At 63.1% G+C, this 26,627-nt stretch carries 30 protein-coding genes; 10 read left to right on the forward strand and 20 right to left on the reverse strand.

Features of this window, described 5'->3' with window-relative positions; all coding sequences use genetic code 11:
• Nucleotides 1–439: 439 nt before the first annotated feature.
• The 10 genes from ftsH to ybgC form a co-directional block, all read right to left on the reverse strand.
• Nucleotides 440–2,368, reverse strand: coding sequence for an ATP-dependent zinc metalloprotease FtsH (ftsH, locus tag NKH19_RS04590; RefSeq protein WP_352864859.1), 1,929 nt, complete (start codon nt 2,366–2,368; stop codon nt 440–442).
• A gap of 124 nt (nt 2,369–2,492) precedes the next feature.
• A complete protein-coding gene (gene tilS, locus NKH19_RS04595) occupies nt 2,493–3,866 on the reverse strand; it encodes a tRNA lysidine(34) synthetase TilS (protein WP_352864862.1) in 1,374 nt (457 codons plus the stop codon).
• 52 nt (nt 3,867–3,918) lie between these two features.
• Nucleotides 3,919–5,025, reverse strand: a complete 1,107-nt coding sequence (gene ybgF / locus NKH19_RS04600; protein WP_352864864.1) for a tol-pal system protein YbgF — start codon at nt 5,023–5,025, stop codon at nt 3,919–3,921.
• Between the two features lie 223 nt (nt 5,026–5,248).
• The gene (pal, locus tag NKH19_RS04605; RefSeq protein WP_056586484.1) at nt 5,249–5,755 is read right to left on the reverse strand and encodes a peptidoglycan-associated lipoprotein Pal; all 507 of its coding nucleotides are present in this window, start codon (nt 5,753–5,755) and stop codon (nt 5,249–5,251) included.
• Between the two features lie 255 nt (nt 5,756–6,010).
• On the reverse strand, nt 6,011–6,388 hold the full coding sequence (locus tag NKH19_RS04610; RefSeq protein WP_352864867.1) for a four helix bundle protein: 378 nt from the start codon (nt 6,386–6,388) through the stop codon (nt 6,011–6,013).
• 32 nt (nt 6,389–6,420) lie between these two features.
• A complete protein-coding gene (gene tolB / locus NKH19_RS04615) occupies nt 6,421–7,731 on the reverse strand; it encodes a Tol-Pal system beta propeller repeat protein TolB (protein ID WP_352864870.1) in 1,311 nt (436 codons plus the stop codon).
• A 40-nt stretch (nt 7,732–7,771) separates the two neighbouring features.
• Entirely contained in the window at nt 7,772–8,929 is a 1,158-nt protein-coding gene (gene tolA / locus NKH19_RS04620) for a cell envelope integrity protein TolA (RefSeq protein WP_352864872.1), read from the reverse strand.
• A gap of 8 nt (nt 8,930–8,937) precedes the next feature.
• Complete coding sequence (gene tolR / locus NKH19_RS04625; protein WP_352864875.1) at nt 8,938–9,390, reverse strand: protein TolR; 453 nt, start codon at nt 9,388–9,390, stop codon at nt 8,938–8,940.
• Between the two features lie 10 nt (nt 9,391–9,400).
• Nucleotides 9,401–10,111, reverse strand: coding sequence for a protein TolQ (tolQ, locus tag NKH19_RS04630; protein ID WP_352864877.1), 711 nt, complete (start codon nt 10,109–10,111; stop codon nt 9,401–9,403).
• A gap of 272 nt (nt 10,112–10,383) precedes the next feature.
• The gene (gene ybgC / locus NKH19_RS04635; RefSeq protein ID WP_352864879.1) at nt 10,384–10,860 is read right to left on the reverse strand and encodes a tol-pal system-associated acyl-CoA thioesterase; all 477 of its coding nucleotides are present in this window, start codon (nt 10,858–10,860) and stop codon (nt 10,384–10,386) included.
• A 57-nt stretch (nt 10,861–10,917) separates the two neighbouring features.
• On the opposite strand from ybgC, the gene NKH19_RS04640 reads away from it, so the two are divergent.
• Nucleotides 10,918–12,168 (forward strand): glycoside hydrolase family 5 protein, encoded by a 1,251-nt coding sequence (locus NKH19_RS04640; RefSeq protein ID WP_352864881.1) that lies wholly within the window; start codon nt 10,918–10,920, stop codon nt 12,166–12,168.
• 12 nt (nt 12,169–12,180) lie between these two features.
• On the opposite strand, the gene NKH19_RS04645 is transcribed toward NKH19_RS04640, so the two are convergent.
• From NKH19_RS04645 to NKH19_RS04680, 8 genes are all read right to left on the reverse strand, one after another.
• Nucleotides 12,181–12,306: a hypothetical protein gene (locus NKH19_RS04645; RefSeq protein WP_352865140.1), complete on the reverse strand. Its 126-nt coding sequence runs from the start codon at nt 12,304–12,306 to the stop codon at nt 12,181–12,183.
• A 63-nt stretch (nt 12,307–12,369) separates the two neighbouring features.
• Nucleotides 12,370–13,407, reverse strand: a complete 1,038-nt coding sequence (ruvB, locus tag NKH19_RS04650) for a Holliday junction branch migration DNA helicase RuvB (protein WP_352864883.1) — start codon at nt 13,405–13,407, stop codon at nt 12,370–12,372.
• Between the two features lie 40 nt (nt 13,408–13,447).
• A complete protein-coding gene (gene ruvA, locus NKH19_RS04655; protein ID WP_352864885.1) occupies nt 13,448–14,068 on the reverse strand; it encodes a Holliday junction branch migration protein RuvA in 621 nt (206 codons plus the stop codon).
• A gap of 15 nt (nt 14,069–14,083) precedes the next feature.
• Complete coding sequence (locus NKH19_RS04660) at nt 14,084–14,497, reverse strand: type II toxin-antitoxin system VapC family toxin (RefSeq protein ID WP_352864888.1); 414 nt, start codon at nt 14,495–14,497, stop codon at nt 14,084–14,086.
• A gap of 2 nt (nt 14,498–14,499) precedes the next feature.
• Nucleotides 14,500–14,751 carry an AbrB/MazE/SpoVT family DNA-binding domain-containing protein gene (locus NKH19_RS04665; RefSeq protein WP_224700539.1) on the reverse strand — a complete coding sequence of 84 codons (252 nt, stop codon included), beginning with the start codon at nt 14,749–14,751 and terminating at the stop codon, nt 14,500–14,502.
• A 63-nt stretch (nt 14,752–14,814) separates the two neighbouring features.
• Complete coding sequence (gene ruvC, locus NKH19_RS04670) at nt 14,815–15,324, reverse strand: crossover junction endodeoxyribonuclease RuvC (RefSeq protein ID WP_352864890.1); 510 nt, start codon at nt 15,322–15,324, stop codon at nt 14,815–14,817.
• A 75-nt stretch (nt 15,325–15,399) separates the two neighbouring features.
• The gene (gene rcdA, locus NKH19_RS04675) at nt 15,400–15,933 is read right to left on the reverse strand and encodes a protease adaptor protein RcdA (RefSeq protein WP_352864892.1); all 534 of its coding nucleotides are present in this window, start codon (nt 15,931–15,933) and stop codon (nt 15,400–15,402) included.
• Between the two features lie 448 nt (nt 15,934–16,381).
• Nucleotides 16,382–16,762 carry a hypothetical protein gene (locus NKH19_RS04680; protein WP_352864895.1) on the reverse strand — a complete coding sequence of 127 codons (381 nt, stop codon included), beginning with the start codon at nt 16,760–16,762 and terminating at the stop codon, nt 16,382–16,384.
• A gap of 333 nt (nt 16,763–17,095) precedes the next feature.
• Here NKH19_RS04680 and NKH19_RS04685 point away from each other — a divergent pair, with 333 nt between their 5' ends.
• On the forward strand, nt 17,096–17,647 hold the full coding sequence (locus NKH19_RS04685) for a DUF2269 family protein (RefSeq protein WP_352864897.1): 552 nt from the start codon (nt 17,096–17,098) through the stop codon (nt 17,645–17,647).
• A gap of 32 nt (nt 17,648–17,679) precedes the next feature.
• Here NKH19_RS04685 and NKH19_RS04690 read toward each other — a convergent pair whose 3' ends face one another.
• Together NKH19_RS04690 and NKH19_RS04695 are read right to left on the reverse strand one after the other, a co-directional pair.
• Entirely contained in the window at nt 17,680–18,450 is a 771-nt protein-coding gene (locus NKH19_RS04690; RefSeq protein ID WP_352864900.1) for a sulfite exporter TauE/SafE family protein, read from the reverse strand.
• A 202-nt stretch (nt 18,451–18,652) separates the two neighbouring features.
• Nucleotides 18,653–19,132, reverse strand: coding sequence for an Lrp/AsnC family transcriptional regulator (locus NKH19_RS04695; protein ID WP_127268483.1), 480 nt, complete (start codon nt 19,130–19,132; stop codon nt 18,653–18,655).
• Nucleotides 19,133–19,264: 132 nt separating this feature from the next.
• Here NKH19_RS04695 and NKH19_RS04700 point away from each other — a divergent pair, with 132 nt between their 5' ends.
• The 8 genes from NKH19_RS04700 to NKH19_RS04735 all read left to right on the forward strand — a co-directional run bounded on the left by NKH19_RS04700 (nt 19,265) and on the right by NKH19_RS04735 (nt 26,502).
• Entirely contained in the window at nt 19,265–20,182 is a 918-nt protein-coding gene (locus NKH19_RS04700; protein ID WP_352864903.1) for a DMT family transporter, read from the forward strand.
• Nucleotides 20,183–20,314: 132 nt separating this feature from the next.
• Nucleotides 20,315–20,962 carry a thiamine phosphate synthase gene (locus tag NKH19_RS04705; RefSeq protein ID WP_352864906.1) on the forward strand — a complete coding sequence of 216 codons (648 nt, stop codon included), beginning with the start codon at nt 20,315–20,317 and terminating at the stop codon, nt 20,960–20,962.
• A gap of 1 nt (nt 20,963) precedes the next feature.
• Nucleotides 20,964–21,998: a tetratricopeptide repeat protein gene (locus tag NKH19_RS04710; RefSeq protein ID WP_352864908.1), complete on the forward strand. Its 1,035-nt coding sequence runs from the start codon at nt 20,964–20,966 to the stop codon at nt 21,996–21,998.
• A gap of 139 nt (nt 21,999–22,137) precedes the next feature.
• Entirely contained in the window at nt 22,138–22,704 is a 567-nt protein-coding gene (gene efp / locus NKH19_RS04715; protein ID WP_013529127.1) for an elongation factor P, read from the forward strand.
• A 24-nt stretch (nt 22,705–22,728) separates the two neighbouring features.
• A complete protein-coding gene (locus NKH19_RS04720) occupies nt 22,729–23,529 on the forward strand; it encodes an inositol monophosphatase family protein (RefSeq protein WP_352864910.1) in 801 nt (266 codons plus the stop codon).
• 121 nt (nt 23,530–23,650) lie between these two features.
• Nucleotides 23,651–24,337, forward strand: coding sequence for a PAQR family membrane homeostasis protein TrhA (gene trhA, locus NKH19_RS04725; RefSeq protein ID WP_352864912.1), 687 nt, complete (start codon nt 23,651–23,653; stop codon nt 24,335–24,337).
• A gap of 106 nt (nt 24,338–24,443) precedes the next feature.
• Nucleotides 24,444–25,469 (forward strand): MotA/TolQ/ExbB proton channel family protein, encoded by a 1,026-nt coding sequence (locus tag NKH19_RS04730; RefSeq protein ID WP_352864914.1) that lies wholly within the window; start codon nt 24,444–24,446, stop codon nt 25,467–25,469.
• A gap of 1 nt (nt 25,470) precedes the next feature.
• Entirely contained in the window at nt 25,471–26,502 is a 1,032-nt protein-coding gene (locus tag NKH19_RS04735; protein WP_352864916.1) for a peptidoglycan -binding protein, read from the forward strand.
• Nucleotides 26,503–26,627: the final 125 nt, after the last annotated feature.

Raw genomic sequence — 26,627 nt, forward strand, 5'->3', positions numbered from 1 at the left:
TGACAAGAAAAAGCCCGCGAGCCCAAGGTTCGCGGGCTTTTTTCTTGTCAAATGCCGGGCGGGCCATTCGCGCTCGATGGCGCCGCCCATTGCCCTGCCGGGCATTCGTCGTTCGAAAAGCCAAGCAATTGGCTTTTCGTCCGCTTCGCGGACCACTCCCTCAACTCCCCGTATAGTGGCGGGGAGAAAGTAGCTGACCGCAACGCCGGCGCCATCCTGGCAACGCAGGTGATTGGCGAAATCGCCGGGAGGCGGCGCACTTCTCTCCGTCACTACACAGTCACTATACGGGGAGAAGATGCCGGCAGGCAGATGAGGGGCAGCGCCGGCTTCAACAATTGGCCCACCTTTAAGCTAGGCAGACGAGCGGCACAGCCTCCAAGCAAAAAAACGCCGCGGACCATGCCGCGGCGTTTCTAAAATCAATTTCTTGTCGAACTCAGCTCGATGGCTGCGGTTCCATGCCGCCTTCCGGCTCCGGTCCCTTCTTGCGCCGGCCGCCGGACTTCGGCACGGCCGAGCCCCGGCTTGGCGGCGTGTCGTCGCCGAGGTCGCGCGCGGGCTTGTGGCCGGCGATCAACTGCTTGATCTCCTCGCCGGACAGCGTCTCGTATTCCAGCAGGCCTTGCGCCAACGCGATCCATTCCTTCTTCTTCTTGGTCAGGATGGACTTCGCCGTCGAATAGGCCTCGTCGATCAGGCGGCGCACTTCGGCGTCGATGATCTGCGCGGTCTCTTCCGAGACGTTCTGCGTGCGCGCCACTGAATGGCCGAGGAACACTTCCTCCTGGTTGTCGCCGTAAGCGACATGGCCAAGCTTGTCGGAAAAACCCCAGCGCGTGACCATGGCGCGGGCCAGCTTGGTCGCCTGCTCGATGTCCGAGGAGGCGCCCGAGGTGATGTTTTCCTTACCGAACTTGAACTCCTCGGCGACACGGCCACCCATCATGATGGCGAGACGCGAGATCATGTATTTGTAGCTCATCGAATAGCGGTCGCCTTCCGGCAACTGCATGACCATGCCGAGCGCCCGGCCACGCGGGATGATGGTGGCCTTGTGCAGCGGGTCGGCCGACGGCACGTTGAGCGCGAGAATGGCATGACCGGCCTCATGGTAGGCGGTGAGCTCCTTCTCGGCCTGCGTCATGGCCGACGAACGACGCTCGGCGCCCATCATGATCTTGTCCTTGGCGTCCTCGAATTCGGCCATGGTGACGAGGCGCTTGTTGCGGCGTGCCGCCATCAGCGCGGACTCGTTGACGAGATTCATCAGGTCGGCACCGGAGAAGCCGGGCGTACCGCGCGCGATCACCTTGAGGTCGACATTGGGTGCCAGCGGCACGTTGCGCACATGCACCTTGAGGATCTTCTCGCGGCCGACGATGTCGGGGTTCGGCACCACGACCTGGCGGTCGAAGCGGCCTGGCCTGAGCAGTGCCGGATCGAGCACGTCGGGACGGTTGGTGGCGGCGATCAGGATGATGCTTTCGTTTGATTCGAAGCCATCCATTTCGACCAGCAGCTGGTTCAGCGTCTGCTCGCGTTCGTCATTGCCGCCGCCGAGGCCAGCGCCGCGATGGCGGCCGACGGCGTCGATTTCGTCGATGAAGATTATGCAGGGCGCATTCTTCTTGGCCTGGTCGAACATGTCGCGGACGCGGCTTGCACCGACGCCGACGAACATCTCGACGAAGTCCGAACCGGAAATTGTGAAGAACGGCACATTGGCTTCGCCGGCGACCGAACGGGCGAGCAGCGTCTTGCCGGTTCCCGGAGGACCGACAAGCAGCACACCGCGCGGAATCTTGCCGCCGAGCCGCTGGAACTTCTGCGGATCGCGCAGGAACTCGACGATCTCTTCCAGATCTTGCTTGGCTTCGTCGACGCCGGCGACATCCTGGAAGGTGACGCGGCCATGCGCTTCGGTGAGCAGCTTGGCCTTCGACTTGCCGAAGCCCATGGCGCGCCCGGAGCCGGACTGCATCTGGCGCATGAAGAATATCCAGACGCCGAGGATGAGGATCATCGGCAGCCATGAGATCAGATAGCCGAACAGCGAATTGGAGCCGTCACTCTCAGGCCGCGCATTGATGGTGACGTTCTTGTCCTGCAGCCGCGAGACCAGCGACGGATCGCCGGGCGAATAGGTCTGGAAGCCGCTGGCATTGTCGGTGTAGGTGCCGGTGATGCGGGCTCCGGCGATGGTCACCGTCTTGACCCGGCCCGCCGCGACGTCCTGCAGGAACTGCGAATACGGCACATCGCTGGAGGCCCCTCGCGTCTGCGGCGTCTGGAACAGATTGAACAGGGCGATGAGCAGGACCGCTATGATCGCCCAGAGCGCGAGGTTGCGATAGTTCGGATTCATCAATTGTCCCGTTGGCGTCCGCGGGGCGGACACGCGTCATGAGAGGAAACTTGCGCCTAACATAGGGAGAGCACCTCCCCTTGCCAAGCATAACAGCACGTCGGGGTTAAGCTTTCGCCCACCATCAACCGGCACTGTGGCCGCGGAAAGGCAAGGGCGGGACCGGGGCAGCGCCAATCAGCCTGGCGACGGCCCGCGCCGGCGCCAGGTCGAAGGACGGCAGAAAGCGGGCGAAGGGCGCAACGACCGGCCGCGCTTCAACCGTCGCGGACACGGTTCCATGCCCGGGCAATCCAAGGCATTCACCGGATCGCCACAATGCCGGCTCGGCGGCGAGTGCGGCGCGCATCAGGCTCGGCGGGATTTTTCCGTCGCCCATTGCCAGCCGCTTCGCCGCCGCCGTACCGAACGGGGCAATCAACAATGCGCCGCTGCTGTCGTTCAATGTGATGTGCCGGCGACCATCCCACAGGGTGCTGTCGGCGGCAGCTGCTGCGGGCAAGCCGCGCGCCTCGCGCCGCAGGAAGATGCCGGCGCGCCGGAAATCGACAACCGTCCGCGACAATGTGGCGCAAAGAAATCCGGCCTTGAGCCGGCCGAACAGCGCCTCGCCGCGGGCCTGATCCGGCAGGAAGGGGATCCCGCCGGTGGTGGCCAGCAGGATGCGCAACGCATAGACGGCTGCCCGATCGTCACCGGTGCTCAAAAAACCCGGATCGAGACGAACGAGCCCCGCCCCAGGCTGAGCCGCGAAACGGCGAATCAAGTCCGCGGCTGCGAGGCCAAGCTGCCGGCGCGCCTTGCCCTCGTGCGCGGCCAGCGCCAGCGCATCATCGATGCGCCGCACGCCGTCCCGGCCGGCGAGCATAGCGCGCATGCGCGGCCGCTCGAAAGCCTCGTCGACATTGGTCGGGTCGTCGGCCCAGTCGACATTTCGACGCCGCAGGACGTCGCGCAGTGTCGAGCGCCGCTCACCGAGGAGCGGCCGCACGATCCAGCTGCGCCAATCATACAAGGTAGCCGGCGCCATGCCGGCAAGTCCACGGCCCGCCATACCGGCAAACTCTCGGCCATCATCCCGTGCTTGCCGCATCAGCACCGTTTCCGCCTGGTCGTCGGCGGTATGGCCGGTCAGGATCAGGCCGATGCCTTCCGCTTGTGCTGCCTCGGCCAGCAGCCGGTAGCGCACTTCGCGCGCCGCTGCAGGCAGGCCGGTCGGCGGCTTGAGGCCCGACCACGTCATGATGCGGTGTGAAATTCCGTATGTCGCGCACAGCTTCGCCACCGCTTGCGCTTCCGCTGCCGAACCGGCTCGCAACCCGTGGTCGATCGTCACCGCCAGCAGCTTGGTTGCCGGCGCCGTGCGGTCGAGATGGTATTTTAGAAGAAGGAGCAGGGCGGTCGAGTCGCTGCCGCCGGACACGGCCGCAACAGCGCCGCTGGTAAAATCGATGTGCGAAAAAATTCTGGTCGAAAATTCAGGCTCGATGTCGAGCATCAATGCGTGTCGCCCAAAAGTGGCCCCGGGACAACGACATGCATCAGAAAGATCAGCACGCAGCCAGGGCCTTCTCCTGCTTGACGCGTTCCTTGAGCGCACTGGAAATATCAGGGTAGCGCTTGCCGACCTCGCTGAAGGTGGCGCAGGCAACGTCGTGCTGCTTGAGGCCGACCAGCGACACGCCGAGCTTCAGCAACATGTCGGGAGCCTTCTTGGCCTTGGGGTAGTCCTTGCTGGCGGCAAGGAAAGTCTCCGCGGCGTCGCGGTATTTCTGCTGGCCGAGCAGCGACTCGCCCAGCCAGTAATGCGCGTCCGCCGTCTTCGCATCCCTGGGGAAGCGGGCGATGTGGTCGCGAAAACCCTGTTCGGCGGTGCCGTAATCACCCGAGAGGATGAACTGATAGGAGTTGCGGTAGAGCTCCTCCGGATCGTTGGTGGCGGGCAACGCGGCGATCACCGTATCGGATTTGCCGGCCTTGGGAGGCGCGCCGGTGGCAGGCGCGGTTTCCTGCGCCGGCGTGGTCGACTGGGTGTTGCCGCCGGCATCGACGACATTGCCGTTCTTGTCGACGGTGATGGTTCCGAAGGTCTTTTCAGGCGCTCCCGTACCGGGAATCATCTTGCCGGGGTCGCCATCGGGCGATTCGACGATGACGTCCTCGACCGTCTTGCCGCCTGCTGACTGGTTGTTGCCGGGCGCGGCGCCGGCATCGGCCGGCGCCTGTGTTGCCGGGGCCGCTGCCACGTTGGTGTCGGTGCCGGTGGTGGCGTCTGATTTCTTCTGTGCCGGCGGCTGTGCTCCTTGCGTGCCGCCTTCAAGCTGCTGGAAGCGGAATTCGTTGTCTTCCTGCTGCTTGCGAATCTGCTCCTGCATCTGCAGGACCTGGAAATTGAGTTCCTCGATCTTGCCGTTCATCTGCCGCAACTGCTCTTCCAGGCTGGTGACGGCGGCAGGATCGGACTGCACCATCTGGACCTGATCCTGTTTTTTCTTTTGACCGAAAATGCTGGGCAATTCGATGCTGGGCAGATGGAAGGAAAAGCCGCTGTCGGTTGATTGCCCTGTGCCGCTAGCCCCCAAGCCGCTAGCCAGGGCGGTGACGCCTGATAGGAGCAGCAGCGCAAGCGTGCCGCTCAGAACCGATCTCAAATGCATGTGCCTCTCGCCGTGATTTCGTTAGCTTGTTCGCGCCTTCCAATCAGAATGGGACCAGCCAAGCGCCCTCGGCTCATAGCAGGAGCCGAGACTTCGGCCAAATTTTGTTTCGGGCATCCGGATATGAAAAAGGCGGCCCGGAGGCCGCCTTTCGCATAGGTATGTTGCATTTTTACCGCTGTACGCCGCGCATTTCTTGAGGCGCGACCGGCCGCGCGACGCCTCAGGAACCGGCGCCGCTGAGCGTGGTGACCGCACGGCGGTTCTGCGACCAGCAGGAGATGTCGTCGCACACCGCGACCGGACGTTCCTTGCCGTATGAGATGGTCTTGAGACGGCTGGCAGAAACACCCTTGGCCACGAGGAAGTCGCGGGTGGCGGCGGCGCGGCGGGCGCCGAGCGCCAGATTGTATTCACGCGTGCCGCGCTCGTCGGCATGGCCTTCGATGACGATGGCATACTGCTTGTACTGGTTCAGCCACTGTGCCTGACGAGCCAGCGTCGTCTGCGCATCGGCACGGATCGAGGTCGAATCCGTATCGAAGAAGATACGGTCGCCGATGTTGACGGTGAAGTCCTGCGCAGATCCGGGCGTTGCCGCGCCGGCGCCGTTGAGGCCAAGATCGGCCGCGTTGTTCGGCGTCTTCTTCGAGGCGCAACCGGCGATGGCGAGCATCGCCACCAGCGCGATCATGACCGGGTTTCTGGTAAGTGCTGCGATACGGCCCATGCCGCCTCTCCTTCGTATTTCGAGTGATCGTATTCGAGTGATTTCGTTGATCACCCAGTAACCACGTTTGGGTTAACCGGCATTCAAGAAACACGGTTAAATTTTGGTATAAGCTGCCCGTCCGCAGCTGTTTGGCCATGAGCCACAGTTGGCGCGGACCCTAGGCGGAAATGCGGCAAAAACGCGACGAGGTGATGGAAAAAGGGGAATTGAAGAGCTGAGGAATTGAAGAAATGAGGAACCCGATGGGACAATTCACTTCAGCTTTTCTCTCAGATTGATCAGCATGCCGTGGACATGCGCATATGCTTGCAGCCACTCGTCGCACTGCGCTCGGCTGATGTATTCCAGATCGAACGCGTAGGATATCCATGTCTCCACGTCGCTGCATGACCCCATCGCCATCGAAATGAAACGTGCGAATTCGGGTTTGGAGTGCGTCTGTTTGGCGAACCCTTCAGCCAGATTGGCGCAGATTCCCTTGCTGGAACGGCGCAACTGGTCAGCCAGTGCGTATTGCTCCATCTTCGGGAAAGCAAGCGTGGCCCTGTGCACCTCAAGAGAAATTGCATAAGCGCGTTTATATACCTCTAAATCCCTCGCGCGCTTGATATAACTTCCCGGTTTCTCCATCTCTTCAATTCTTCATTTCTCCAATTCGTCCCTTACTCCAGCAGCGGCGACCAGGCCGGGTCCGAAGCGAAATTCGCCGTCGGGATCGACTGCTCGTTACGCCCGGTAAGATCGACCGAAATCAGCTTTGGCCCACCGGCGGAGTCGCGGAAGAACATCAGCACGCGGCCGTTCGGCGCCCAGGTCGGCCCCTCCTGCTGGAAGCCTGAGGACAGGATGCGCTCGCCCGAGCCGTCGGTTTTCATGACGCCGATCTGGAATTCGCCGCCAGTCTGCTTGGTGAAGGCGATCAGGTCGCCGCGCGGTGACCACACCGGCGTCGAGTAGACACCGTCGCCGAAGGAGATGCGGGTCTGGCCCGAGCCGTCGGCGCCCATCACGTAGATCTGCGCACGGCCGCCGCGGTCGGAGGTGAACACCACCTTGCTGCCGTCGGGCGAATAGGACGGCGAGGTGTCGATGGCGGTCGAATTGGTCAGCCGCGTCGTTGAACGGCTGCGCAGATCCATGGCGAAGATGTTGGAATTGCCGTCGTCGCGCAGCAGGCTCATGATCACCTTCTGGCCGTCTGGCGAAAAGCGCGGCGCAAAGGTCATCCCGGGGAAATTTCCGACCAGTTCACGCTGGCCGGTCTCGATCTGCAGCAGGTAGACCCGCGGCTGACCGCTCTCATAGGACATGTAGGTGATTTCCTGCCGGTTCGGCGAGAAACGCGGCGTCAGCACGATCGACTTGCCATCCGAGAGATAGCGGATGTTGGCGCCGTCCTGGTCCATGATGGCGAGGCGCTTCTTGCGCGCGTTCTTGGCGCCGGATTCGTCGATGAAGACAACGCGGGTGTCGAAATAGCCTTTTTCGCCGGTCAGCCGCTCATAGATGGCGTCGGCGATGATGTGGGCGACACGCCGCTGATTGGCGTCGTTGGCGAAGAACTGCTCGCCGGACATCTGCTGGCCGGCAAACGTATCCCACAACCGGTACTGGGCGCGGATACGGCCGTCGGCTTCCTTGCTGACGCTGCCGGTGACCAAGGCCTGCGCGTTGATGACCTTCCAGTCGTCGAAGCGCGGCGCTGCATCCGGGTTGGTGATCTTCTCGATAAAGGCGCTCTTGTCGATTGGCGCGAACAGCCCCGAGCGCTTCAGGTCGGCGGTGACGATCTGCGAAATCTGCGCGCCAAGCGCGTCGCCGCCCTGGAAATCGGTGATGGCGATCGGCAGCGGCTCCACATTGCCCTTGTTGACGTTGAGCTCGACGAGCGCCAGCGCCGGCAACGTGCCGACAGCGGTCATGCCCATCGCCATTGCTGCGACCATCAGGAGCGGCTTGAGGATTGATTTCATGTCTTCTCGCTTCTCGTACTGATTTTCGGATACGCGGGCCCTAGAGGCCCAGCATCTCCCTTGGATCGAAGGTGACGCGGACGTCGGCCCAGATATCCTGCTTGCCCGCGGGAACCTGCAGGCCGGTGACATCGCATTTTTGCACCGCGCGAACGGCACTTTCGTCGAACTGACGGTTTCCGCTTGACTTTTCGACCGCCGGTCGCCCGTCCAGCTTGCCGGAGGCATCCAGGTTGAACCGCACCACGACGACGAAGTTCTCGGAACCTTCAAGGCCCGCGGGAAGGGTCCAGCAGCCGCCGAGCTGGCTTTCCAGGGCGCCCATTTCCGACCTGGAAAGCTTCTGGCCCTGATCCTTGTCGCCGCCGAGCGACGCCTGCTGGGTCGAGCGCTTGGCGCCGCCGCCCGAGGGCTTCTGCTTGTCGAGAAGAGCGGAAATCTCGTCGGCGTTGAATTGCTTGTCGTCGGACTTCGGCTTCGACGAGGCTTCCTTGACCGGCTTGTCGGCATCCTTGCGGTCCGGCGCCTTGGCGCTTTCGGCCTGTGCCGGCTGCGGCTTCGGCCGGGCTTCCGGCGCGGGTGCCGAGTCCGGCAGTTGTGTCGCTTCGGTGGGCGGCTCCTGCGCTATGGCTTCGGCGACGGCGTCAGGCTTGACCTCGGGCGTCGGATCTATTGCCGCGGTCTTGTCCTGCGGCGGCGGGGTCGGCGCCGGCTTGGCCGGTGTCGGCTTGGGGTCGACCTGCTTGACCGGCTCGGGCTTGACCTCTTCCTTGGGCGTCGGTGCCGGCGCCACTTCCGTTGCCGGCGTGGGCTTGGGCTTTTCCTGAGGCTTCGGCACGTCCTCGGGCTTCGGCTTTTCGATCGGTGTCGGCGCGGGCGGCGGAGCCGATGTCATGTCGACGGGCTTGGGCTTGGCTTCCGGCGTTATCGGCTTGTCGGTATCGACGCTGTTCTCGCCGACCTTCTGCGCATCCGGCACGATGTCCGGACGCTGCGTCGGCACAGGTGCAGGCTTTTCATGCATCACGGCCTTCTTGTCGCCCTGCAATGTCTGCGCGATGGCTTCCATCGGCACGATATCGACCGCTACCGACTCGACGTCGGAGGACGGAAGCGCGGCCGGCGCCGTCAGCGTGAACAGGCCGAAGGTCAGCGCCGCCGCATGCAAGATCACCGATGTGGTGAGGCCGGTCTTCATCTTCTTGTCTACTGATCCTGTTCCTGCAACGAAACGAGGCCGATATTCTTGTAACCGGCGGCCGAAATGCGGGCCATCACCTTCATCGCCGTGCCATAGTCGGTGGACTTGTCGCCACGGATGAAGATGCGCTCTTCATAACCGGTCTTCGAGATCGCCTGCAGCTTGGCCACCAGTTCCTCGATCGGGATCTCGGTTTCCTGCAGGTAGATCTGGCCGGTGGCGTTGATCGAGACGGTGATCGGCTGCGTGTCGGCATTCATCGCCTTGGCCTGCGTATCCGGCAGGTCGATCGGCACGCCGACCGTCAGCATCGGTGCGGCGACCATGAAGATGATCAGCAGCACAAGCATCACGTCGACCATCGGCGTGACGTTGATCTCCGACATTAGTGCATGGTGACGGCCGCGCCGCCTGTGGCCGCGCCCGCCGCGCCCTCCCATGCCCATGGACATACCCATCTGCTACTCCTCAGGCCTTGGGGGCCACTTTTTCATCGATTTGGCGCGAGAGTATGGCGGAGAACTCGTCGGAGAACCCTTCCATGCGCACCGCTATCTTGCTCGCGTCGGACGACAGCTTGTTGTAGGCGATGACGGCGGGGATGGCGGCGAGCAGGCCGATGGCCGTCGCCAGCAGCGCTTCGGCAATGCCGGGCGCAACCACCGCGAGACTGGTGTTCTTGGAACCGGCAATCGCCTGGAACGAGGTCATGATGCCGATGACGGTGCCGAACAGGCCGATGAAGGGTGCCGCCGAGCCGGTGGTGGCGAGGAAGCCGAGGCGGCCCTCCAGCTTTTCCATTTCGCGGGTCAGCGCTAGGTCCATCGCCTTGTCGATGCGGGTCTGCAGCCCGAGCGGCGACTTGGCGCCCTTCTCGAAGCTCTTCTTCCACTCGCGCATCGCGGCCACGAAAATGGCGCCCATGCCGGTGGTCTTGCGGTCGGCGAGCGTCCGGTAAAGCTCCTCCAGCGACTGCCCCGACCAGAACACCTGCTCGAACCGGTTGAGCGACATTCGCATGCGGGCATAGGAGACCAGCTTGTCGACGATGATCGCCCAGGTCCAGACCGAAGCGCAGAGCAAGCCGATCATGACCAGCTTGACCACCCAGCTGGCCTGACTGAACAGCGCCCAAACCGACAATTGCGCGCCCGGATCGGCGAGTGCGATATTTTCCATCGTTACGTCCTTAAGATTTTTCCGGGCGAAGCTGGCGGCTGGCCCCTGGCATCCCTTGTGGTCGGTCGCACGAAGCTACCGGAACAACCCCAAACTGTGCCGTTAGCGGCCTTTTCGGGGCAAATGTTGGTGAAAGGAAGGCGCACGATCACGCCAATCTTCACCAATCTCTTCATGAACCGTTATGGTTAAGGATGGGTTAGTATATAAGGCGCGGCGCATTGCCACGCCCAGTGGCAAGGCGCAAGCCATCCCTATTGATCACAATGGGGCTAGTCAGCAGCGGCCTTGGGCATGAACGCCGCCACCCATTCCCTCGGAAAGCGCCTTGGGCGGCCATTCTCGCCGATGATCGCCGCCTCGACCTTGGCCTCGACCAGCACCTCGTCGCCGCGCTTGAGCTTTTGCGCCATGAAGATGCGCGCGCCGGAAATATCCTCGGTGCTTGTATCGACCGTCAGGATGTCGTCGATGCGGGCGGGACCGCGAAAATCGATCTCCATGCGCCGCACCACCCAAACAATTTTTTCGCCATGCTTGCCTTCGGCAAGTTCGGTGTGATGCACGCCAGTGAGTCTCAGATAGTCGGAGCGGCCGCGTTCGAAGAATTCGAGATAACGCGCATGATAGACGACACCCGAGAAATCGGTGTCGGCGTAGTAGACCCGCGCCATCAGCCGGTGGCCGAACGCCGTCAGCGCGCCGGAAAGCCCGGCCAGCAGCGTCGCCGATTCACCATGATCGCCCATTGCGCTTCCTTTTTCAGTCCCGACGAGGCACCTGTTTCCCGCGTGGCATAGCATCGGATGGCACTGTTGACGGCGATGATCAAGACCTTGACGGCGGTGTTGTTTGTGCTCACGGCGTTGGTGTGGCCCAGCCATGCGGCGACCTTCTCGATGAAGCGCGGCCTCAATCTGGACCAGTGGGTCACTTGGCCAGGCGAGGACCAGTGGGGCGACGCCAAGGCCATCCTGCCCTACCCCGAATGGCGCAAATTCCTTGGGGAAGACGATCTCAAGGCACTGAAGGACGCGGGCTTCGATTTCCTGCGCATGCCGGTCGATCCATCTCCGTTCCTGTCCGGCCAGACCGTGGCGTTGCGCGACGACCTCTATGCCAGCGTGCTGGACTCGGTGCGGATGATAAACCGCGCCGGGCTGAAGGTGGTCGTCGACATGCACCTGACCTCGGCCGGCGGCAGCCGCAAGATCGGCATGGCGCAAGTGATGGACGACCCGCAAACCTTCGACGACTATGTCGAGATGGTGCGCAGGATGGCCCGCACGCTGGCGAGCGAAGATCCCGCCCATGTCGCTTTCGAACCGATGAACGAACCGATCGTCGATTGCGACAGCGACGGCACCAGCCTGTGGCCGGACCGCCAGCGCAAACTGTTCGCCGCGGCGCGATCCTCGGCGACGAAACTGACCCTGGTGCTGACCGGCGCCTGCTATTCCGCCGCCTCGTCGCTTGAGAAGATCGATCCGAAGGCGATCCGGGACGACAATGTCATCTGGACCTTCCACTCCTACGATCCGTTCCTGCTGACCCATCAGGGTGCGACCTGGGCCGGCGACTTCATCCCGTATGTGACCGGCCTGCCCTATCCGCTGACCGCGGTGCCGCGGGCGCAGCTCGACGTGACACTCGACACCATCCGCGCCAGGATCAAGGCAGAGGCGCCATGGGCTCGGCAGAGCGGCCTGCTTGCCTATCTCGACGAACAGGTCGCCAGCATGGACAGTCCCGACAAGCTGCTCGGCTTGATGGATGCGCCGTTCAAAAAGGTCGAGGCGTGGGCGAAGGCCAACGGCGTCAAGCCCGAAAACATCACGCTGGGCGAATTCGGCATGATCCGCCAGGAATACGGCAACGCCTATGTGATGCCGGCCGAGTACCGGGCCGCCTATGTCAGGGACATGATCGCGCGCGCCGAAGCGCATGGCTTCTCATGGTCGGTGTGGAGCTATGGTGGCGCCTTCGGCATCGTCGATGCCTTCAGCGGCGACAAGGCCGAGCCGGATGTGCTGGACACGATCAAGTCGCTTCACTGAGGCGACTTGGATTTAGCCAAGCTCGATCGACAGGATTTCGGGGCGCATCCCAAAACGCACCGGCAGAATGCTGAAGCCGAGGCCGCCGGAGACGATCAACCTGCCGATCAGCCGCAGGAACCCACATCTGGTTGTCATGGCTCGCCGGCAAGCCGACCAGGACGAGGAGAGTTTGCGCAGACGTAGCGGCGCGTTGGAAAATTACTCTTCCTGGAACAGGTTGATCTGCCGCTGCGCCAGGTCCTTCGGCGCGTCGAGGCCGAGATGGCGCCAGGCATTGGCCGTCAGCATCCGGCCGCGCGGCGTGCGCTGGATGAAACCCTGCTGGATGAGATAGGGCTCGATGATGTCCTCGATGGCGTCGCGCGGCTCGGACAGGCCGGCGGCGATCGTTTCGATGCCGACCGGCCCGCCGCCGAAATTGCGCGCGATCATCGACAGGTACCGGCGGTCGAGCGCGTCGAGGCCGAGCGCGTCGACCTCCAGCCGGGTAAGCGCCTCGTCGGCGATCTTGCGGTCGACATGGCCGTCGCCGGCGACCGAGGCGAAATCGCGCACGCGGCGCAGCAGCCGGCCGGCGATGCGTGGCGTGCCGCGCGCACGCCGCGCGATCTCCAGTGCGCCATCATCGCCGAGCGGCATTTGCAGGATGCGCGCGCCGCGCCGCACGATCTGCTCCAGCTCCTCGACCGTGTAGAAATTGAGCCGCACCGGAATGCCGAAACGGTCGCGCAGCGGGTTGGTGAGCAGGCCAAGTCGCGTTGTGGCGGCGACCAGGGTGAAGCGGGCGAGATCGATCTTGACCGAGCGCGCCGCCGGCCCCTCGCCGATGATCAGGTCGAGCTGGAAATCCTCCATCGCCGGATAGAGGATTTCCTCCACCGCCGGGCTCAGCCGGTGGATCTCGTCGATGAACAGCACGTCGCCTTCTTCGAGATTGGTCAGCAGTGCCGCGAGGTCGCCGGCCTTGGCGATGACCGGGCCGGAGGTCGAGCGGAAATTGACGCCGAGTTCACGTGCCATGATCTGCGCCAGCGTTGTCTTGCCGAGGCCAGGTGGTCCGACGAACAGCACATGGTCGAGCGCCTCGTTGCGGCCCTTGGCGGCCTCGATGAACACTTTGAGATTGGCCCGCACCGCCGCCTGGCCGACGAAATCGTCAAGCGTCTGCGGCCGCAAGGTCTGCTCGGCATCCTCGCCGCGTTTTTCCGGCGCAATCAGGCGGGGCGACAGGCTCATAACGCCTTCCTTGCACACGGCAAGGAGCTGAACAAGCGACTCACCGTGCCAGTTCCTTCAACCCGAAACGGATCAGCTTCGGCGCATCCGCGTCCCCGCCCGCCGTCTTCAGCGCAGCCGCCACTGCATTGGCGGCCGTGTCGCGCGAATAGCCGAGATTGACCAGTGCCGAGACGGCGTCGGTGATCGGCGCGGATGCCACGCCGTCGCCGAGCTCCTGCTTGAGGCCGATGGTGCCCGAAGCGGTCCCGGCATAGGCCGGCGACTTGTTCTTCAACTCGGTGACGATGCGCTCGGCCACCTTCTTGCCGACGCCGGGTGCGCGCGAAACCATGGCGATGTCACGCAGCGCAATGGCATTGGCGAGGTCGGCCGGCGCCAGCGTCGACAGGATGGCCAGCGCCACCTTGGCGCCGACGCCCGGCACGTTGTTCATCAAGAGCCGGAACCACTCGCGCTCGAGCTGCGACTGGAAGCCGTAGAGCCGCAGCATGTCCTCGCGCACATAGGTCTCGATGAACAGCATGACCGCTTCGCCGATCGAAGGCAGCGCCGCCAGCGTACGCGCCGAGCAATAGGCGACATAGCCGACGCCATGGATGTCGACGAGGCAATGATCCTCGTCGATCCCATCCAGCGTGCCCTTGAGCTTGCCGATCATTGGATGCAGCCCTCGTTAAGGGTGGGTATCGGGCGTAATGAGCTCGACATCTGGAAAGTACTTTCTGAAACCTACGGGATCGCGAGTAAGAATGGGGTAGCCTCGGATGGCAGCGTGGGCACCTATCAGGAAGTCGGGCATCACTCTCTCTCGAGGTCCGCCCAGCCGCCGGTAGACCGAAAACGCTCTCGACGCCGCAAAGGCCGCTTCGAATGGGAGCCCTTCGCGCCGAAACTCATCTTGGGGCAAGGCATCATCGACATCATCGATGGCCTCATAGCGCATCGAAAACTCGGCGTAGATAATCTGATTGATGACCAGGCTGCCCTTCTCAAGGGCAGCCGCCATTTTTGACCGCGACCATTTCGACCAGACGGGATCGCGAACGGCGATATCAATAAGCACATTGGTGTCGACAAGTGTCGCCAAGATCAGCGATCCCGAGTCAAAGCCATGACATCGTCAGCATTCATTGTCTGATCGCCGCTGCCTTCAAGCCGATCAAGCGCAGCGAGAAAACGATCGAGTCTTTCGCGATCGGCAAGCCGTCCCCTGTCGTGCTTCGGCGTGATCGTGATCTTGCCCCCCTCAATGCCAAAGATGACTTCGCTGTTGGCGCCAATCCCGAATGTCTCCCGCAGATCCCGTGGAATTGTCACTTGGCCTTTGCTCGTCACGCGCATGGAACATACCTTGTTCTTACAAGTAAGAAATATTCCAACTATGCGAACAAGTCAAGAACATCTCTATCCAGCAAGCGCCATCCTGTAAGCCACGCTCTGCCGGTGATGCGCGTGGCAGATGGCGATGGCCAGCGCATCGGCGGCATGTTCGGTATCGAAAGTGGCTTTCGGCAACAGCACCTTCACCATCATGTGGATCTGCTTCTTGTCGCCATGGCCGACGCCGATCACCGCCTTCTTGACGGCGTTGGGCGCATATTCGGCAACGACGAGGCCCGCACGCGCCGGCACCAGCATGGCAATGCCGCGCGCCTGGCCGAGCTTCAGCGTCGCCACGGCGTCCTTGTTGACGAAGGTCTGTTCGACGGCCGCCTCGTGCGGCATGGCGGTGTGTAGGATCTCGGCGAGCCCGTCATGCAATTGGCACAGCCGCGTCGCCAGAGCCGCCTTGTCGTCGGACTTCACGGTGCCGGAAGCAATGAAGCGCAGCGAATTGCCAAGGCTTTCGACGATGCCCCAGCCGGTGCGCCGAAGCCCCGGATCGATACCGATGATGCGAATCGCTTCCCCCATCCGTCCAGTCTACCTCCGATGGACAGCGATGCCAGCGAAATGTGAACAAACCGGAAACAGAGAAGTACCCGAGGTCTATCCTCTGGCGAAAGCCGTGTTGAGCAGGCTGATCTGGTCGGAAACCGGATTGAGGCGGCGAGCCATCGGCTGCATGTCGGCCAACGCGCCGGAGCCATAGATCTCCTCGTCCATGCGGCGAACCAGTGCCTGCAGGCGCAGCGAGCGGGTGACGAGGTCGAGGAAATCCTCGGGCAGTTCGGCCCAGCCGGCGGCTTCGTCATGGGCGGAAGCGGTATCGAGGCGCACCTTGGACTTTTCAGACGCGACCTGATCGCGGGTCATCTCGCCGGAGTTGGCGGCGCGCTGCAAAAGCAGCCAGGACGCAACCTGCATAAGCCTGGTGGTCAGCCGCATCGATTCGGCCGCATAGAGCGTGGCCGCCAGCCTGGACAGCTTCTTCGCCTCGGCGCGGCCCTTGCCATCGAGATATTCGGCCGCCTGTTCGACCAGGCCCATACCTTCCTGGTAAAGCGGCTTGAAGGATTGCGAGAAAACCCGGCGTTCCGCCAGCTTGACGGTTTTCGCACTGCCCTTCGAAAGCTCGTTCATCGATACGTCCCTGCACTTGCAACCGGCCGATTCGGCTCCCTGCCGATACACCCGGAAACCCGTCTGACTGAAGCTTGAAAATGCGCTTCGTCACCGGTGAAGGCAAGCACATGTTTAACAGAAGGTTAATGGGCGAGCCGATGTCGGGCGCCCCATCTGAAATTCGGGCAAAAGGAAAAATGCGAACAAAAAAAGAGCCGCGGATAAGGCGGCTCTCAGGAGTTTAACAGGGAGGCGTCAAACAAAGTGGCTCCAACCACTCGGTAAGAATCCAGATCACTGGATGAACATAGTAAACACCTGTAAAGCTTAATGAAGCCTTAACAGCGCATATGTTTTTTGACCGAACGCCGCCGTCCTGTGCCGTAACAGCACAGCACGAACCTCACACTCAGTTCAGGCCGTCTTCCAGACGGCCGGCACAGCTTTATCTTGCCTCATGCTCAGTTCAGGCGGTCTTCCAGACCGCCGGCAAGGCGATGAAGGCAAACAGCAGCAGGGCTACGTAGAAGCCCATCGAAGAGGCCGCCACCAGCGGTTCGATCGCGGCATTGCCGGCAAGCAGGAAAAAGAGGCCGATCAGCAGGCCGATGCCGCTGATTGCAGTCAGCCAGAAATGAACGGTGGCGAGCGTCTTTTGCCCGATTGCCGGAAACAGATGGTAGAAGAAGGCGAAGACCGCCGACATCAGCCACCCGGCCACCATCGTGTGGGCATGGGTCGGCATCTGGCCGTGATCCTGGCTGATCGCCATGTACAGGCCGAGCGCCATGCCGCACAGCGCATAGATGATGGCCAACGTGAAGAAATTCCGTGCTACCCCTTGCATAATGGTCCCCCGAATTGCCTTTCCCGTCTGCGGGAATGGGTTGATGGTCAGGCGATCGTTGTCGCCACCGGGCTCCCGGCGTCGGCGCACTAGCATCGGCAATGTTTCCGGACGATGTCGCGCCAACCCCTCCCGACATTTCGTACATTAGCAGAAAATCAGATTGCGCAATCACTATCTCAGCCGCTTCGTTCATTGGCAGGGCGCTGAAACAGAGCCACGTTTTTCGCGACATCGTTTCGAAACAGGCGCCGCGCTAAACGCCCGCTCCTCTGACGGCCGGCGCAAATCAGCGCCGCCGCAAATCCGACCGGAACACCGCAGGAGCAACCCATGGACTGGTACTCGATCGTTAAATTCCTCCACGTCATCACGGCCATTCTGTGGGTCGGTGGCGGCTTCGTGCTGTTCCTGCTCGGCATGCTTGCCGAGCGGGCGGGCAACATCGAGGACAAGCTGCAGGCGATGCGCGCCAGCGGCCAACTGGGCGGCAAGTTCTTTGCGCCGATGTCGATGCTGACGCTGATCTTCGGCCTCATCATGTGCGGTTTCTGGGTCGGCTTCTCCGATCTGTGGGTACTGATCGGCCTTGCCGGCTACGCCACGACCTTTTCGATCGGCATGTTCATCTTCAAGCCGACCGGCGAGCGCATGGGGGCGATGATCGCCAAGGAGGGCGTCACACCGGCTGTTCTTGCCATCGGTGAGCGCATGATGAGCGCGGCACGCTTCGACTATGCGGTAATGCTGGTGATCATTGCCGACATGGTGCTTAAGCCGACCGCGCATGACATCGGCATCCTCGCCGGCATGGTGCTGGCCGTCGTGGTTGGCGCGGCACTGGCCTTCGGCGGCAATCGTCGCCTCGTGCCGAGCGCCGCCTGACCCTCGGTGAAGGCGGCCGCGCGGCCGCCTTTCTACATCAAGCCAACAATGCCGTCCCACAGCAGCTTCAGCGCCACGACCGCGACGGTTGCATAGGTGAAGGGATAGAAGATTTCCGGGCGCATCCGCCGCACCAGCCACGCCCCGGCGATGGTCGACAGCGGCGCCAGCGGCATCAGCACCGCCGACGCCGTCAGATTGGCGGTGTCGAACTGGCCGAGCGCGAAATAGGGCACCAGCTTCAGCGCATTGGTGGCGGCAAAGAAGATCGCCGCCGTGCCCGACAGCACCTTGGGATCGAGCCGGATCGGCAGGGCATAGACCTGGAAGGGCGGGCCGCCGACATGGGCGACGAAGCTGGTGAAGCCGGCGACCGTGCCCCAGACGGCGGCGGCCACACGGTTGGGCGCGACCGCGTGGTCGGCGCCGTGGCGAAACTGCAGATAGAGCCAGCGCAGCACGAAGATGATGGCGACGGCACCAACGATCAGCCGCACCGCCCCTTCGGTGACCAGTGCCGCCGTAAGCCAGCCAAGGCCAATGCCGATGACGGCGCCCGGCATCATGTCGAACAGCATCTTCCGGTCATAGACACCCCACCATGTCCAAACCGAGACGATGTCCATCAGGCACAGGATCGGCAGCAGGATAGCGGCGGCCTGCACCGGCGGCATGGTCAGCGCCATCAGCGGCACGCCGACGAAGCCGACGGCGCCGCCAAACCCGCCCTTGGACAGGCCGACCAGAATGACCGCCGGAATGGCAGCCGCGTAGAACCACGGATCGAGAAGCAGGCCTGACATGGGAGGGGACTGGTCCGGAGGGAAAGCGTGTCGGTGCTTGAATAACCCAGAATCCCGGGCGGAGCGACAGCAAATATGAACGTGGCTCCTGCGCGCCGCCAATGGCAGGCGCTGCCTATCAGCGGGCCGAGACCAGCAGGAACACTGGCCGCTCGAGATCCTTCGATTCAGGCTTCCGAAAGCCGGCCGGGGTTAGTCCGGTTCAAGATGCCTGCAAGACCTTTGCCCTGTCCCGAGACGCGGTTGCATCGAGCGGCGGCGGCCGCCGCCGGATCGGCTGCGCCTTGATGATGGCGGTGCTGGTCTCGGCCTTGTCGGCGATGCGGTCCAAAATCCCGTCAAGATCGCCGATCGAACGCACGAACAGACGGGCGACGAAACAGTCATCGCCCGTCACCTTGTCGCATTCGCCGAATTCGGGGATCTCCTCGATCAGCTTCTGGACGATGTGCAGCTTGCCCGGCAGAGGCCGGATGCGCACGATCGCCTGCAACGTATAGCCGAGCGCCAGCGGATCGATTTCGACGGTGAACGCCCGGATGACGCCGCGTTCCTCGAGCCGCCGAAGCCGCTCCGAAACGCTTGGCGAGGACAGCCCGACCTGGGCGGCCAGCTCCTTCAGCGACGTCCGTGCATCCTTGACCAGGATTTCGAGGAGATTTCGGTCGAGATCGTCCAGCATTTTACATTTCCCGCTGATTTGGAACCAGAGCCTAATATAATTAGGTGTCTTACCCATACCTCCTTTCTCATTCGATAGAAAGCCGCGTTACGGCATGAGATTATAACGGCTTAACCGATACGGAGGTTTGTTATGAACGATACAGTGCGTGGCACGGTCGAAATGTCGGCCGCGATGGCGATCCTGGGAACGATCGGATGGTTCGTCATCCTGTCCGGCCAGCCTATCATGGATGTGGTGTTCTGGCGCTGCGCGTTCGGCGCGCTGACGCTGCTCATCATCTGCACCGTCCTGGGCTTGCTGCGCAACAGGCTGTCGCCGCGCATCATCGGCATCGCCGTGCTCGGCGGGGTCGCCATCGTCGTCAACTGGCTTTTGCTGTTCAGCGCTTTCTCCCGTGCGTCGATCTCGATCGCCACGGCTGTCTACAACACGCAGCCCTTCATGCTGGTCGGCTTCGGCGCGCTCTTCTTCGGCGAGCGGCTGACCCTGACCAAGCTGACCTGGCTGGCCATCGCCTTCGCCGGGATGGTGCTGATCGTACAGTCGGCCCCCGACGCCGGCGCCAATGCCGGCATGCCCGGCACGGACTATTTTACCGGCATCGTCATGGCGTTGGGCGCGGCTTTCTTCTGGGCCGTTGCCGCCATCGTCACCAAGAAGCTCAAGGGCACGCCGCCGCACCTGATCGCACTGATCCAGGTCTGCGTCGGCGTCCTCATGCTGGCGCCGTTCGCCAATTTTTCGCAGCTTCCGGCCGATGCGTGGAGCTGGACCATGCTGGCGACGCTCGGCATCGTCCACACCGGCCTGATGTACATTTTGATGTATGGCGCCATCCAGAAGCTGCCGACGCATCTGCAGGGGTCGCTGTCCTTCATCTACCCGGTGGTCGCCATCCTGGTCGATGTCGTCGCCTTCGGCCATCGGCTGCATCTGAGCCAGGTCGTCGGCGCCACCGCCATCCTGATCGCCGCCGCCGGCATGAATCTCGGCTGGACGCTGTGGAGGTCGAAAACGCCCGTCGCAAGCCCACACCCGATCAGGTAAAGCGGTCCGCCGGCGTCCGGCGGGCCAATATCGCGATCCCGGCTGCCCGCCTGTTCAAAGCGGGCACTTTGCTCTATGCCGCAATCCAACCATCTTCGCCCGGCATAGGCGAAACGCGGGACCCGAAGAACCATGAATGACGCAACGCCCCCCAACCGCTGTCGCATAGTGCTGATCGCGCCGCCCGGCGTGCCGGCGGCCCGTATCGCCGCCGCATTCGAAGGCGGCGACGTCGCTTCGCTGATCCTTCCCGAAAACGGCATGGATGAGGCCTCCTTCCAGGCTTTCGCCGAACAGATCGTGCCGGCAGCGCAAGCCGCCGGCGCGGCCGTTATTATCGCCGGCGACACCCGCATAGCCGGCCGCGTCCAGGCCGACGGCATCCATGTCGAGGTCTCCAAGGCCGAGCTGGCCGAGACGATCGAGCATTTCCAGGCAAGGATGATGGTCGGCACCGGCGGCGCCAAAACGCGTGACAACGCGCTCGAACTCGGCGAGACACGGCCCGACTACATCTTCTTCGGCCGCTTCGGTTACGACAACAAACCCGAACCGCACCCGCGCAACCTGTCGCTCGGCAGATGGTGGGCGGATATGATCCAGATCCCGTGCATCGTCATGGCCGGATCCGACATCGCCTCGGTCGAAGCGGTAGGCGCCACGGGTGCCGAATTCGTGGCGCTGTCGAGCGCTGTGTTCGCCGACGGCACCGATCCCAAGACAGCGGTCGCCAGCGCCAACGCGCTGCTCGACGAGACCGCGCCTCGCTTCGAGGACTGACGTGCCCTCGGCGAGGCTTCCCCTCCAGGCTCTGCTTGCGGCGCTGATGGTCCAGGCAGCGGCCGCGGAGACCATCCCGCGGCCCAAGCCGGAAATCGGCATTCACACCGACAAGCCGATCGACAAGCCGCTGCCGCAGCCCGCCACCACGGCCGAGCCCGCGCCGCTGCCGTCGGCCGACACCATCAACCCTGACCGCTTCGGCGCAAAACCCGCCGACGCGGCCTATGGCGCCTTCCAGCGCGGGCTCTACAAGACGGCCTACAATCTGGCGCTGCTCCGGGCGCAAAACGGCGATCCGGCGGCGCAGACGCTCGTCGCCGAGATCCTGTCGCGCGGGCTTGGTGTGCCGCTCAATTCGGCTGAGGCGGCGAAATGGTACGCGCTGGCCGCCGAGCAGGGCGTGCCCGAAGCGCAGTTCCAGTACGCCCTGATGCTGCTTGACGGCCGCTACGTGAAGAAGGACGAAAAGGAGGCCTATGCGTTGATGCAGGCCGCCGCCGAAGCCGGCAACCGGCTGGCGCAATTCAATTTCGCGCAGATGCTGGTTCAGCAGGACCCCGGCGACGCCGGCATCGCGAAGGCGGTCTCCTACTATGAGCGCGCCGCCGCGACGGGCCTTGCCGACGCGCAGTATGCGATGTCGCAGATCTACGCCAATGGAGTCGGCGGCAGGCCGCGTGACGATGCGCAGGCAAGGCGACTGCTGGCGCAGGCGGCACGACAGAACTACGACACCGCGCAGATCGACCTCGCCGCCTGGATGATCGAAGGCCGCGGCGGTGCGCGCGACCTGAAATCCGCCTTCGGCTGGACGAAACAGGCGGCGGAAGGCGGCAATGTCGCCGCCGAGAACCGCCTGGCAAAACTCTATATGCAAGGCATCGGCACCGATCCGGACCTTGTCCTCGCCGGCGCTTGGTACATCGTTGCCCGCCGCGCCGGCCTCATCGATCCGCAGATGGACGACTTCCTGCAAGGGTTGAGCGACGACGAGACCAAGCAGGCATTGCAGAAGGCGAACCGCCTGCCGTAACCGCCTCTCCGGTTCGTTGCCGACTTGGCGCTCCCTTGCCTCTTCTGACGATTTGTGGTCTTGGGAGCCGAAATCGCTTTCCCAGCGAACACCCCATACCAACAGCCAGGCCGTTGGTATCATTCCGGATCACCTCATCATGGCCAAGATCAATGGCAACGAAATCCGTCCCGGCTATGTCATCGAGCATGATGGCGGCCTTTGGGTGGCGGTCAGGACCAACACCGTCAAGCCCGGCAAGGGCGGCGCCTACAACCAGGTCGAACTGAAGAACCTCATCAACGGCACCAAGCTCAACGAGCGCTTCCGCTCGGCCGAGACGGTCGAGCAGATCCGGCTCGACCTGAAGGATTTTTCCTTTCTCTACGCGCAGGAAGACGCGCTGGTGTTCATGGACACCCAGAGCTACGAGCAGCTCGAATTGAACAAGGACTTCGTCGGCGATCGCGCCGCCTTCCTGCAGGACGGCATGATGGTGACGGTTCAGCTCTACGAAGAGAGGCCGATCGGCATATCGCTGCCCGACTATGTGACGCTGACCATCACCGAGGCCGACCCGGTGGTGAAGGGCCAGACGGCGGCATCGTCCTACAAGCCCGCGATCCTGGAAAACGGCATCCGCGTGCTGGTGCCGCCATTCATCGGCGCCGGCGAGCGCATCATCGTCGACACCAACGAAATCACTTACGTGCGCCGCGCGGACTGACACGCAGCAGCAGGAAGAACCACTATGGCACGCTCAGCCCTTCTCAACGTCATGGTCCAGGCCGCAATGAAAGCCGGCCGCTCGCTATCGCGCGACTTCGGCGAGGTGCAGAACCTGCAGGTCTCGATGAAAGGCCCCGGCGATTACGTCAGCCAGGCCGACCGCAAGGCCGAGGACATCCTCTTTGCCGAGCTGTCCAAGGCACGGCCGGGCTATTCGTTCCTGATGGAAGAGCGCGGCGCGGTCGAGGGTGACGACGCCCAGCATCGCTGGATCGTCGACCCGCTCGACGGCACCACCAATTTCCTGCACGGCATCCCGCTCTTTGCCGTTTCGATCGCGTTGGAACGCCAGGGGCAGATCGTTGCCGGCGTCATCTACAACCCGGCGATGGACGAGCTCTACACCTGCGAACGCGGCGGCGGCGCCTTCATGAACGACCGCCGCTTGCGCGTCGCCGGACGCATCAAACTGGTCGACACGGTGATCGGCTGCGGCATGCCGCATCTCGGCCGTGGTCATCACGGCAATTTCCTCGTCGAGCTGCGCAATGTCATGGCCGAAGTCTCCGGCGTCCGCCGCATGGGCTCCGCCTCGCTCGACCTTGCCTATATCGCCGCCGGCCGCATGGACGGGTTCTGGGAAACGGGCCTGTCCCCCTGGGATATCGCCGCCGGGCTGCTTCTGATCCGCGAGGCGGGCGGCTTTGTCTCCGACATGGATGGCGGCCAGGACATGCTCGACAACGGCTCGGTTGTCGCCGGCAACGAGATCATCCAGCGAGCCCTGCTGAAGGCCGTGAAGAAGCCGCTCTCCTCTCGTTGACAGCCAAGCCGCGTTGAAGGCATGCCGCGCTGAAGCGCCGCAGTCGTAAAACCGCAAACAAGACTTGAAATACTGCCCGGCGAGCGTCCAAATTGGAGCGCTCGGCGCAGGAAACCCGGCAGTGAACGACATCAATCCCACCCCCGACATCCCATTCATCGGACGCTGGCACTATTCGCGCGCCGAGATGATCGCTGACGGCATCGTCCACGCGGTCGGCATCGTGCTGGCGATATCGGTCGGTTCGGCATTGCTGGCGCTGTCGGCCTTTCGTGTCGGGCCGGGCGAATACATTGCCGCCGCCTTCTATGTGGTCTCGCTGCTTACCGTGCTGTCGGTGTCGATGACCTACAATCTGTGGCCAGTGTCGTCGCCGGCGAAATGGGTCTTGCGGCGTTTCGATCACGCCGCGATCTATCTGCTGATCGCCGCGACCTACACGCCTTTCCTGGCCCAGCTCGAAGGCTCGCCGTTGGCGCGCTGGATGATTGTCCTGGTCTGGACCGCGGCGGTGCTGGGCATTGCCGTCAAGGTATTTTTTCCCGGCCGTTTCGACCGGCTGGCCATCGGCTTCTATCTCGCCATCGGCTGGAGCGGCATCATCCTGGTCAAGCCGCTGGTCCAGACGCTGCCGACGACATCGATCGCCCTCATCGTCGCCGGCGGCATCGTCTACTCCTGCGGCGTCGTCTTCTTCGCCTGGAAGGGGCTGCGCTTCCACAATGCGCTGTGGCACGGTTTCGTCGTCACCGGCGCCGGCCTGCATCTGGCCGCCATGGTCGACTGTCTGGTCATCAATCGGCTCTGACACAGAGTCGACGCGTCAATCTTGCCAAGCGCCATTCAATTTGGTCACAATTCCGTTTAGAGTCGCGGTTTACGTGATCGGCGGCGGCATCGGAAACGGGGCACGGATGGCTTTTCTCAAATCCTTCGGCATGGGCAGACGCTCTGACGTCCTGATCTACGACCCGCACAAACTCTCAAGCCCGCAGGTCTTCCTGCTGACCATGATGATCTTCCTGGTCATCGTCGCCTTCATCGCAGCCATCCTGACCCGGCAGATCTCGACCGCCTTTGGCAGCAATCCCGGCCTCAACGGGCTGATCGTGGGCGTCCTGGTGGTCGGCATCCTCTTGGCCTTCGCCCAAGTCGGCCGGCTGTTTCGCGAAGTTCGGTGGGTCAACTCCTTCCGGGCCGGCTCGGAGACCACCGAACCGGTGCTGCTGGCGCCAATGAAGGCGATGATCGGCCGCTCCTCGGCCACGGCATTCTCGACCAGTTCGATGCGCACGATGCTCGATTCCATCGCCACGCGCCTCGACGAAAGCCGCGACACCTCGCGCTACCTCGTCGGCCTGCTGGTGTTCCTAGGCCTGCTCGGCACCTTCTGGGGCCTGTTGAACACCATCGGCTCGATCCGCGAGACCATCGAATCGCTCGACCCGGGCACCGGTGACGCCGCGGCGGTGCTCGATTCGCTGAAGCAAGGGCTGTCCGCGCCGCTGGCCGGCATGGGCACGGCCTTCTCGTCCTCGCTGTTCGGCCTGTCCGGCTCCCTGGTGCTCGGCTTCCTCGACCTGCAGGCCGGCCGTGCCCAGACGCGCTTCTACACCGAACTGGAAAACTGGCTGTCCTCGGTTACGGACCTGTCGTCCGACATTGTCGTCGCCGACCCGGCCAAGACCGAATCCTCGGACGAGATCCGGGTCCTGTCGGAAAGACTGCGCAGCATGCAGGAGAATGGCGGCGGCTCCAATCCGCGCGTCGCCACCGCCATGGCCAATCTCGCCGACGGCATTTCCGGCCTGGTCAAGAACATGCGCTCGGAACAGCAGATCATGCGCGACTGGGTCGAGGCCCAGTCCGACGAGCAGAAGGCGATGCGCAACACGCTGGAAAAGATCGCCGACGCCCTGAAGAAGCCAGGGGTGCATTGACGTGGCACTTGCCAGGGGCCGGCGCACCGATCGCCGCATCGACTATTGGCCGGGCTTCGTCGACGCGCTGTCGACGCTGCTGCTGGCCATCATGTTCCTGCTCACCGTCTTCGTTCTGGCGCAGTTCCTGCTCGGCCGCGAACTCTCAGGCAAGGATACGGCGCTCACGCGCCTCAACTCGCAGATCAACGAATTGACCCAGCTTCTGGCGCTGGAGCGCTCGTCAACGCAGGACAAGGATGACTCGCTGGCCAATCTGCAGGCGTCGCTGTCGGCGGCTGAAGCGGAAAAGAGCCGGCTCGAACAATTGCTGGCGCAAGGTGCGGGTGCCGGCGACGCCGCCAACCAGCGCGCCGCGGCGCTGGGCGGCGAACTCGACAACCAGCGCCAGATCAGTCAGCAGGCGCTGAGCCAGGTCGAGATCCTCAACCAGCAGATCGCGGCTTTGCGCAAGCAGATCGGCGCGCTCGAGGATGCGCTCAACGTCTCCGAAACCCGTGACCGCGATTCCAACACCAAGATAGCCGATCTCGGCCGCCGCCTGAACGTCGCACTGGCGCAGCGCGTGCAGGAATTGAACCGCTACCGCTCCGATTTCTTCGGCCGTTTGCGCGAAATCCTCGCCGACCGCGAGAACATCCGCATCGTCGGCGACCGCTTCGTCTTCCAGTCGGAAGTGCTGTTCCCGACCGGCTCCGAGGTGATCAACGATGCCGGCAAGGTCGAGATGAAGAAGCTCGCCGACGCCATCATCGAGCTGCAGAAGGAAATCCCGCCCGAGATCAACTGGGTGCTGCGCGTCGACGGCCATACCGACAACAAGCCGCTTTCCGGCACCGGCCGCTACCGCGACAATTGGGAGTTGTCGACGGCGCGTTCGACCTCGGTGGTAAAATTCTTGATCGAGAATGGCGTGCCGGCCAACCGGCTCGTCGCCGCCGGTTTCGGCGAGTTCCAGCCGCTCGATCCCGCCGACACCGAAGAGGCGCGCAACAAGAACCGGCGCATTGAACTGAAGCTCACCGAACGTTGATCCATCATCACGGCGGCAACTACCCGAACGGCTGAGGCCACAGCGCCTGAAACGGTCCAAGAGGAAGGGGCCGCCTGACGCCCTCGGGGGGCCAATCCCGCGGGCTTTTTTTACCACCCCAGCTT

Source organism: Mesorhizobium sp. M1338, from assembly GCF_040318045.1.
GTDB lineage: Bacteria > Pseudomonadota > Alphaproteobacteria > Rhizobiales > Rhizobiaceae > Mesorhizobium.

Coding starts and splice junctions, on each gene's coding strand:
- ftsH (WP_352864859.1), bottom strand. CDS start 2,368: ATGAATCCGAACTATCGCAACCTCGCGCTCTGGGCGATCATAGCGGTC.
- tilS (WP_352864862.1), bottom strand. CDS start 3,866: ATGCTCGACATCGAGCCTGAATTTTCGACCAGAATTTTTTCGCACATC.
- ybgF (WP_352864864.1), bottom strand. CDS start 5,025: ATGCATTTGAGATCGGTTCTGAGCGGCACGCTTGCGCTGCTGCTCCTA.
- pal (WP_056586484.1), bottom strand. CDS start 5,755: ATGGGCCGTATCGCAGCACTTACCAGAAACCCGGTCATGATCGCGCTG.
- NKH19_RS04610 (WP_352864867.1), bottom strand. CDS start 6,388: ATGGAGAAACCGGGAAGTTATATCAAGCGCGCGAGGGATTTAGAGGTA.
- tolB (WP_352864870.1), bottom strand. CDS start 7,731: ATGAAATCAATCCTCAAGCCGCTCCTGATGGTCGCAGCAATGGCGATG.
- tolA (WP_352864872.1), bottom strand. CDS start 8,929: ATGAAGACCGGCCTCACCACATCGGTGATCTTGCATGCGGCGGCGCTG.
- tolR (WP_352864875.1), bottom strand. CDS start 9,390: ATGGGTATGTCCATGGGCATGGGAGGGCGCGGCGGGCGCGGCCACAGG.
- tolQ (WP_352864877.1), bottom strand. CDS start 10,111: ATGGAAAATATCGCACTCGCCGATCCGGGCGCGCAATTGTCGGTTTGG.
- ybgC (WP_352864879.1), bottom strand. CDS start 10,860: ATGGGCGATCATGGTGAATCGGCGACGCTGCTGGCCGGGCTTTCCGGC.
- NKH19_RS04640 (WP_352864881.1), top strand. CDS start 10,918: ATGGCACTGTTGACGGCGATGATCAAGACCTTGACGGCGGTGTTGTTT.
- NKH19_RS04645 (WP_352865140.1), bottom strand. CDS start 12,306: ATGACAACCAGATGTGGGTTCCTGCGGCTGATCGGCAGGTTGATCGTC.
- ruvB (WP_352864883.1), bottom strand. CDS start 13,407: ATGAGCCTGTCGCCCCGCCTGATTGCGCCGGAAAAACGCGGCGAGGAT.
- ruvA (WP_352864885.1), bottom strand. CDS start 14,068: ATGATCGGCAAGCTCAAGGGCACGCTGGATGGGATCGACGAGGATCAT.
- NKH19_RS04665 (WP_224700539.1), bottom strand. CDS start 14,751: ATGCGCGTGACGAGCAAAGGCCAAGTGACAATTCCACGGGATCTGCGG.
- ruvC (WP_352864890.1), bottom strand. CDS start 15,324: ATGGGGGAAGCGATTCGCATCATCGGTATCGATCCGGGGCTTCGGCGC.
- rcdA (WP_352864892.1), bottom strand. CDS start 15,933: ATGAACGAGCTTTCGAAGGGCAGTGCGAAAACCGTCAAGCTGGCGGAA.
- NKH19_RS04680 (WP_352864895.1), bottom strand. CDS start 16,762: ATGCAAGGGGTAGCACGGAATTTCTTCACGTTGGCCATCATCTATGCG.
- NKH19_RS04685 (WP_352864897.1), top strand. CDS start 17,096: ATGGACTGGTACTCGATCGTTAAATTCCTCCACGTCATCACGGCCATT.
- NKH19_RS04690 (WP_352864900.1), bottom strand. CDS start 18,450: ATGTCAGGCCTGCTTCTCGATCCGTGGTTCTACGCGGCTGCCATTCCG.
- NKH19_RS04695 (WP_127268483.1), bottom strand. CDS start 19,132: ATGCTGGACGATCTCGACCGAAATCTCCTCGAAATCCTGGTCAAGGAT.
- NKH19_RS04700 (WP_352864903.1), top strand. CDS start 19,265: ATGAACGATACAGTGCGTGGCACGGTCGAAATGTCGGCCGCGATGGCG.
- NKH19_RS04705 (WP_352864906.1), top strand. CDS start 20,315: ATGAATGACGCAACGCCCCCCAACCGCTGTCGCATAGTGCTGATCGCG.
- efp (WP_013529127.1), top strand. CDS start 22,138: ATGGCCAAGATCAATGGCAACGAAATCCGTCCCGGCTATGTCATCGAG.
- NKH19_RS04720 (WP_352864910.1), top strand. CDS start 22,729: ATGGCACGCTCAGCCCTTCTCAACGTCATGGTCCAGGCCGCAATGAAA.
- NKH19_RS04730 (WP_352864914.1), top strand. CDS start 24,444: ATGGCTTTTCTCAAATCCTTCGGCATGGGCAGACGCTCTGACGTCCTG.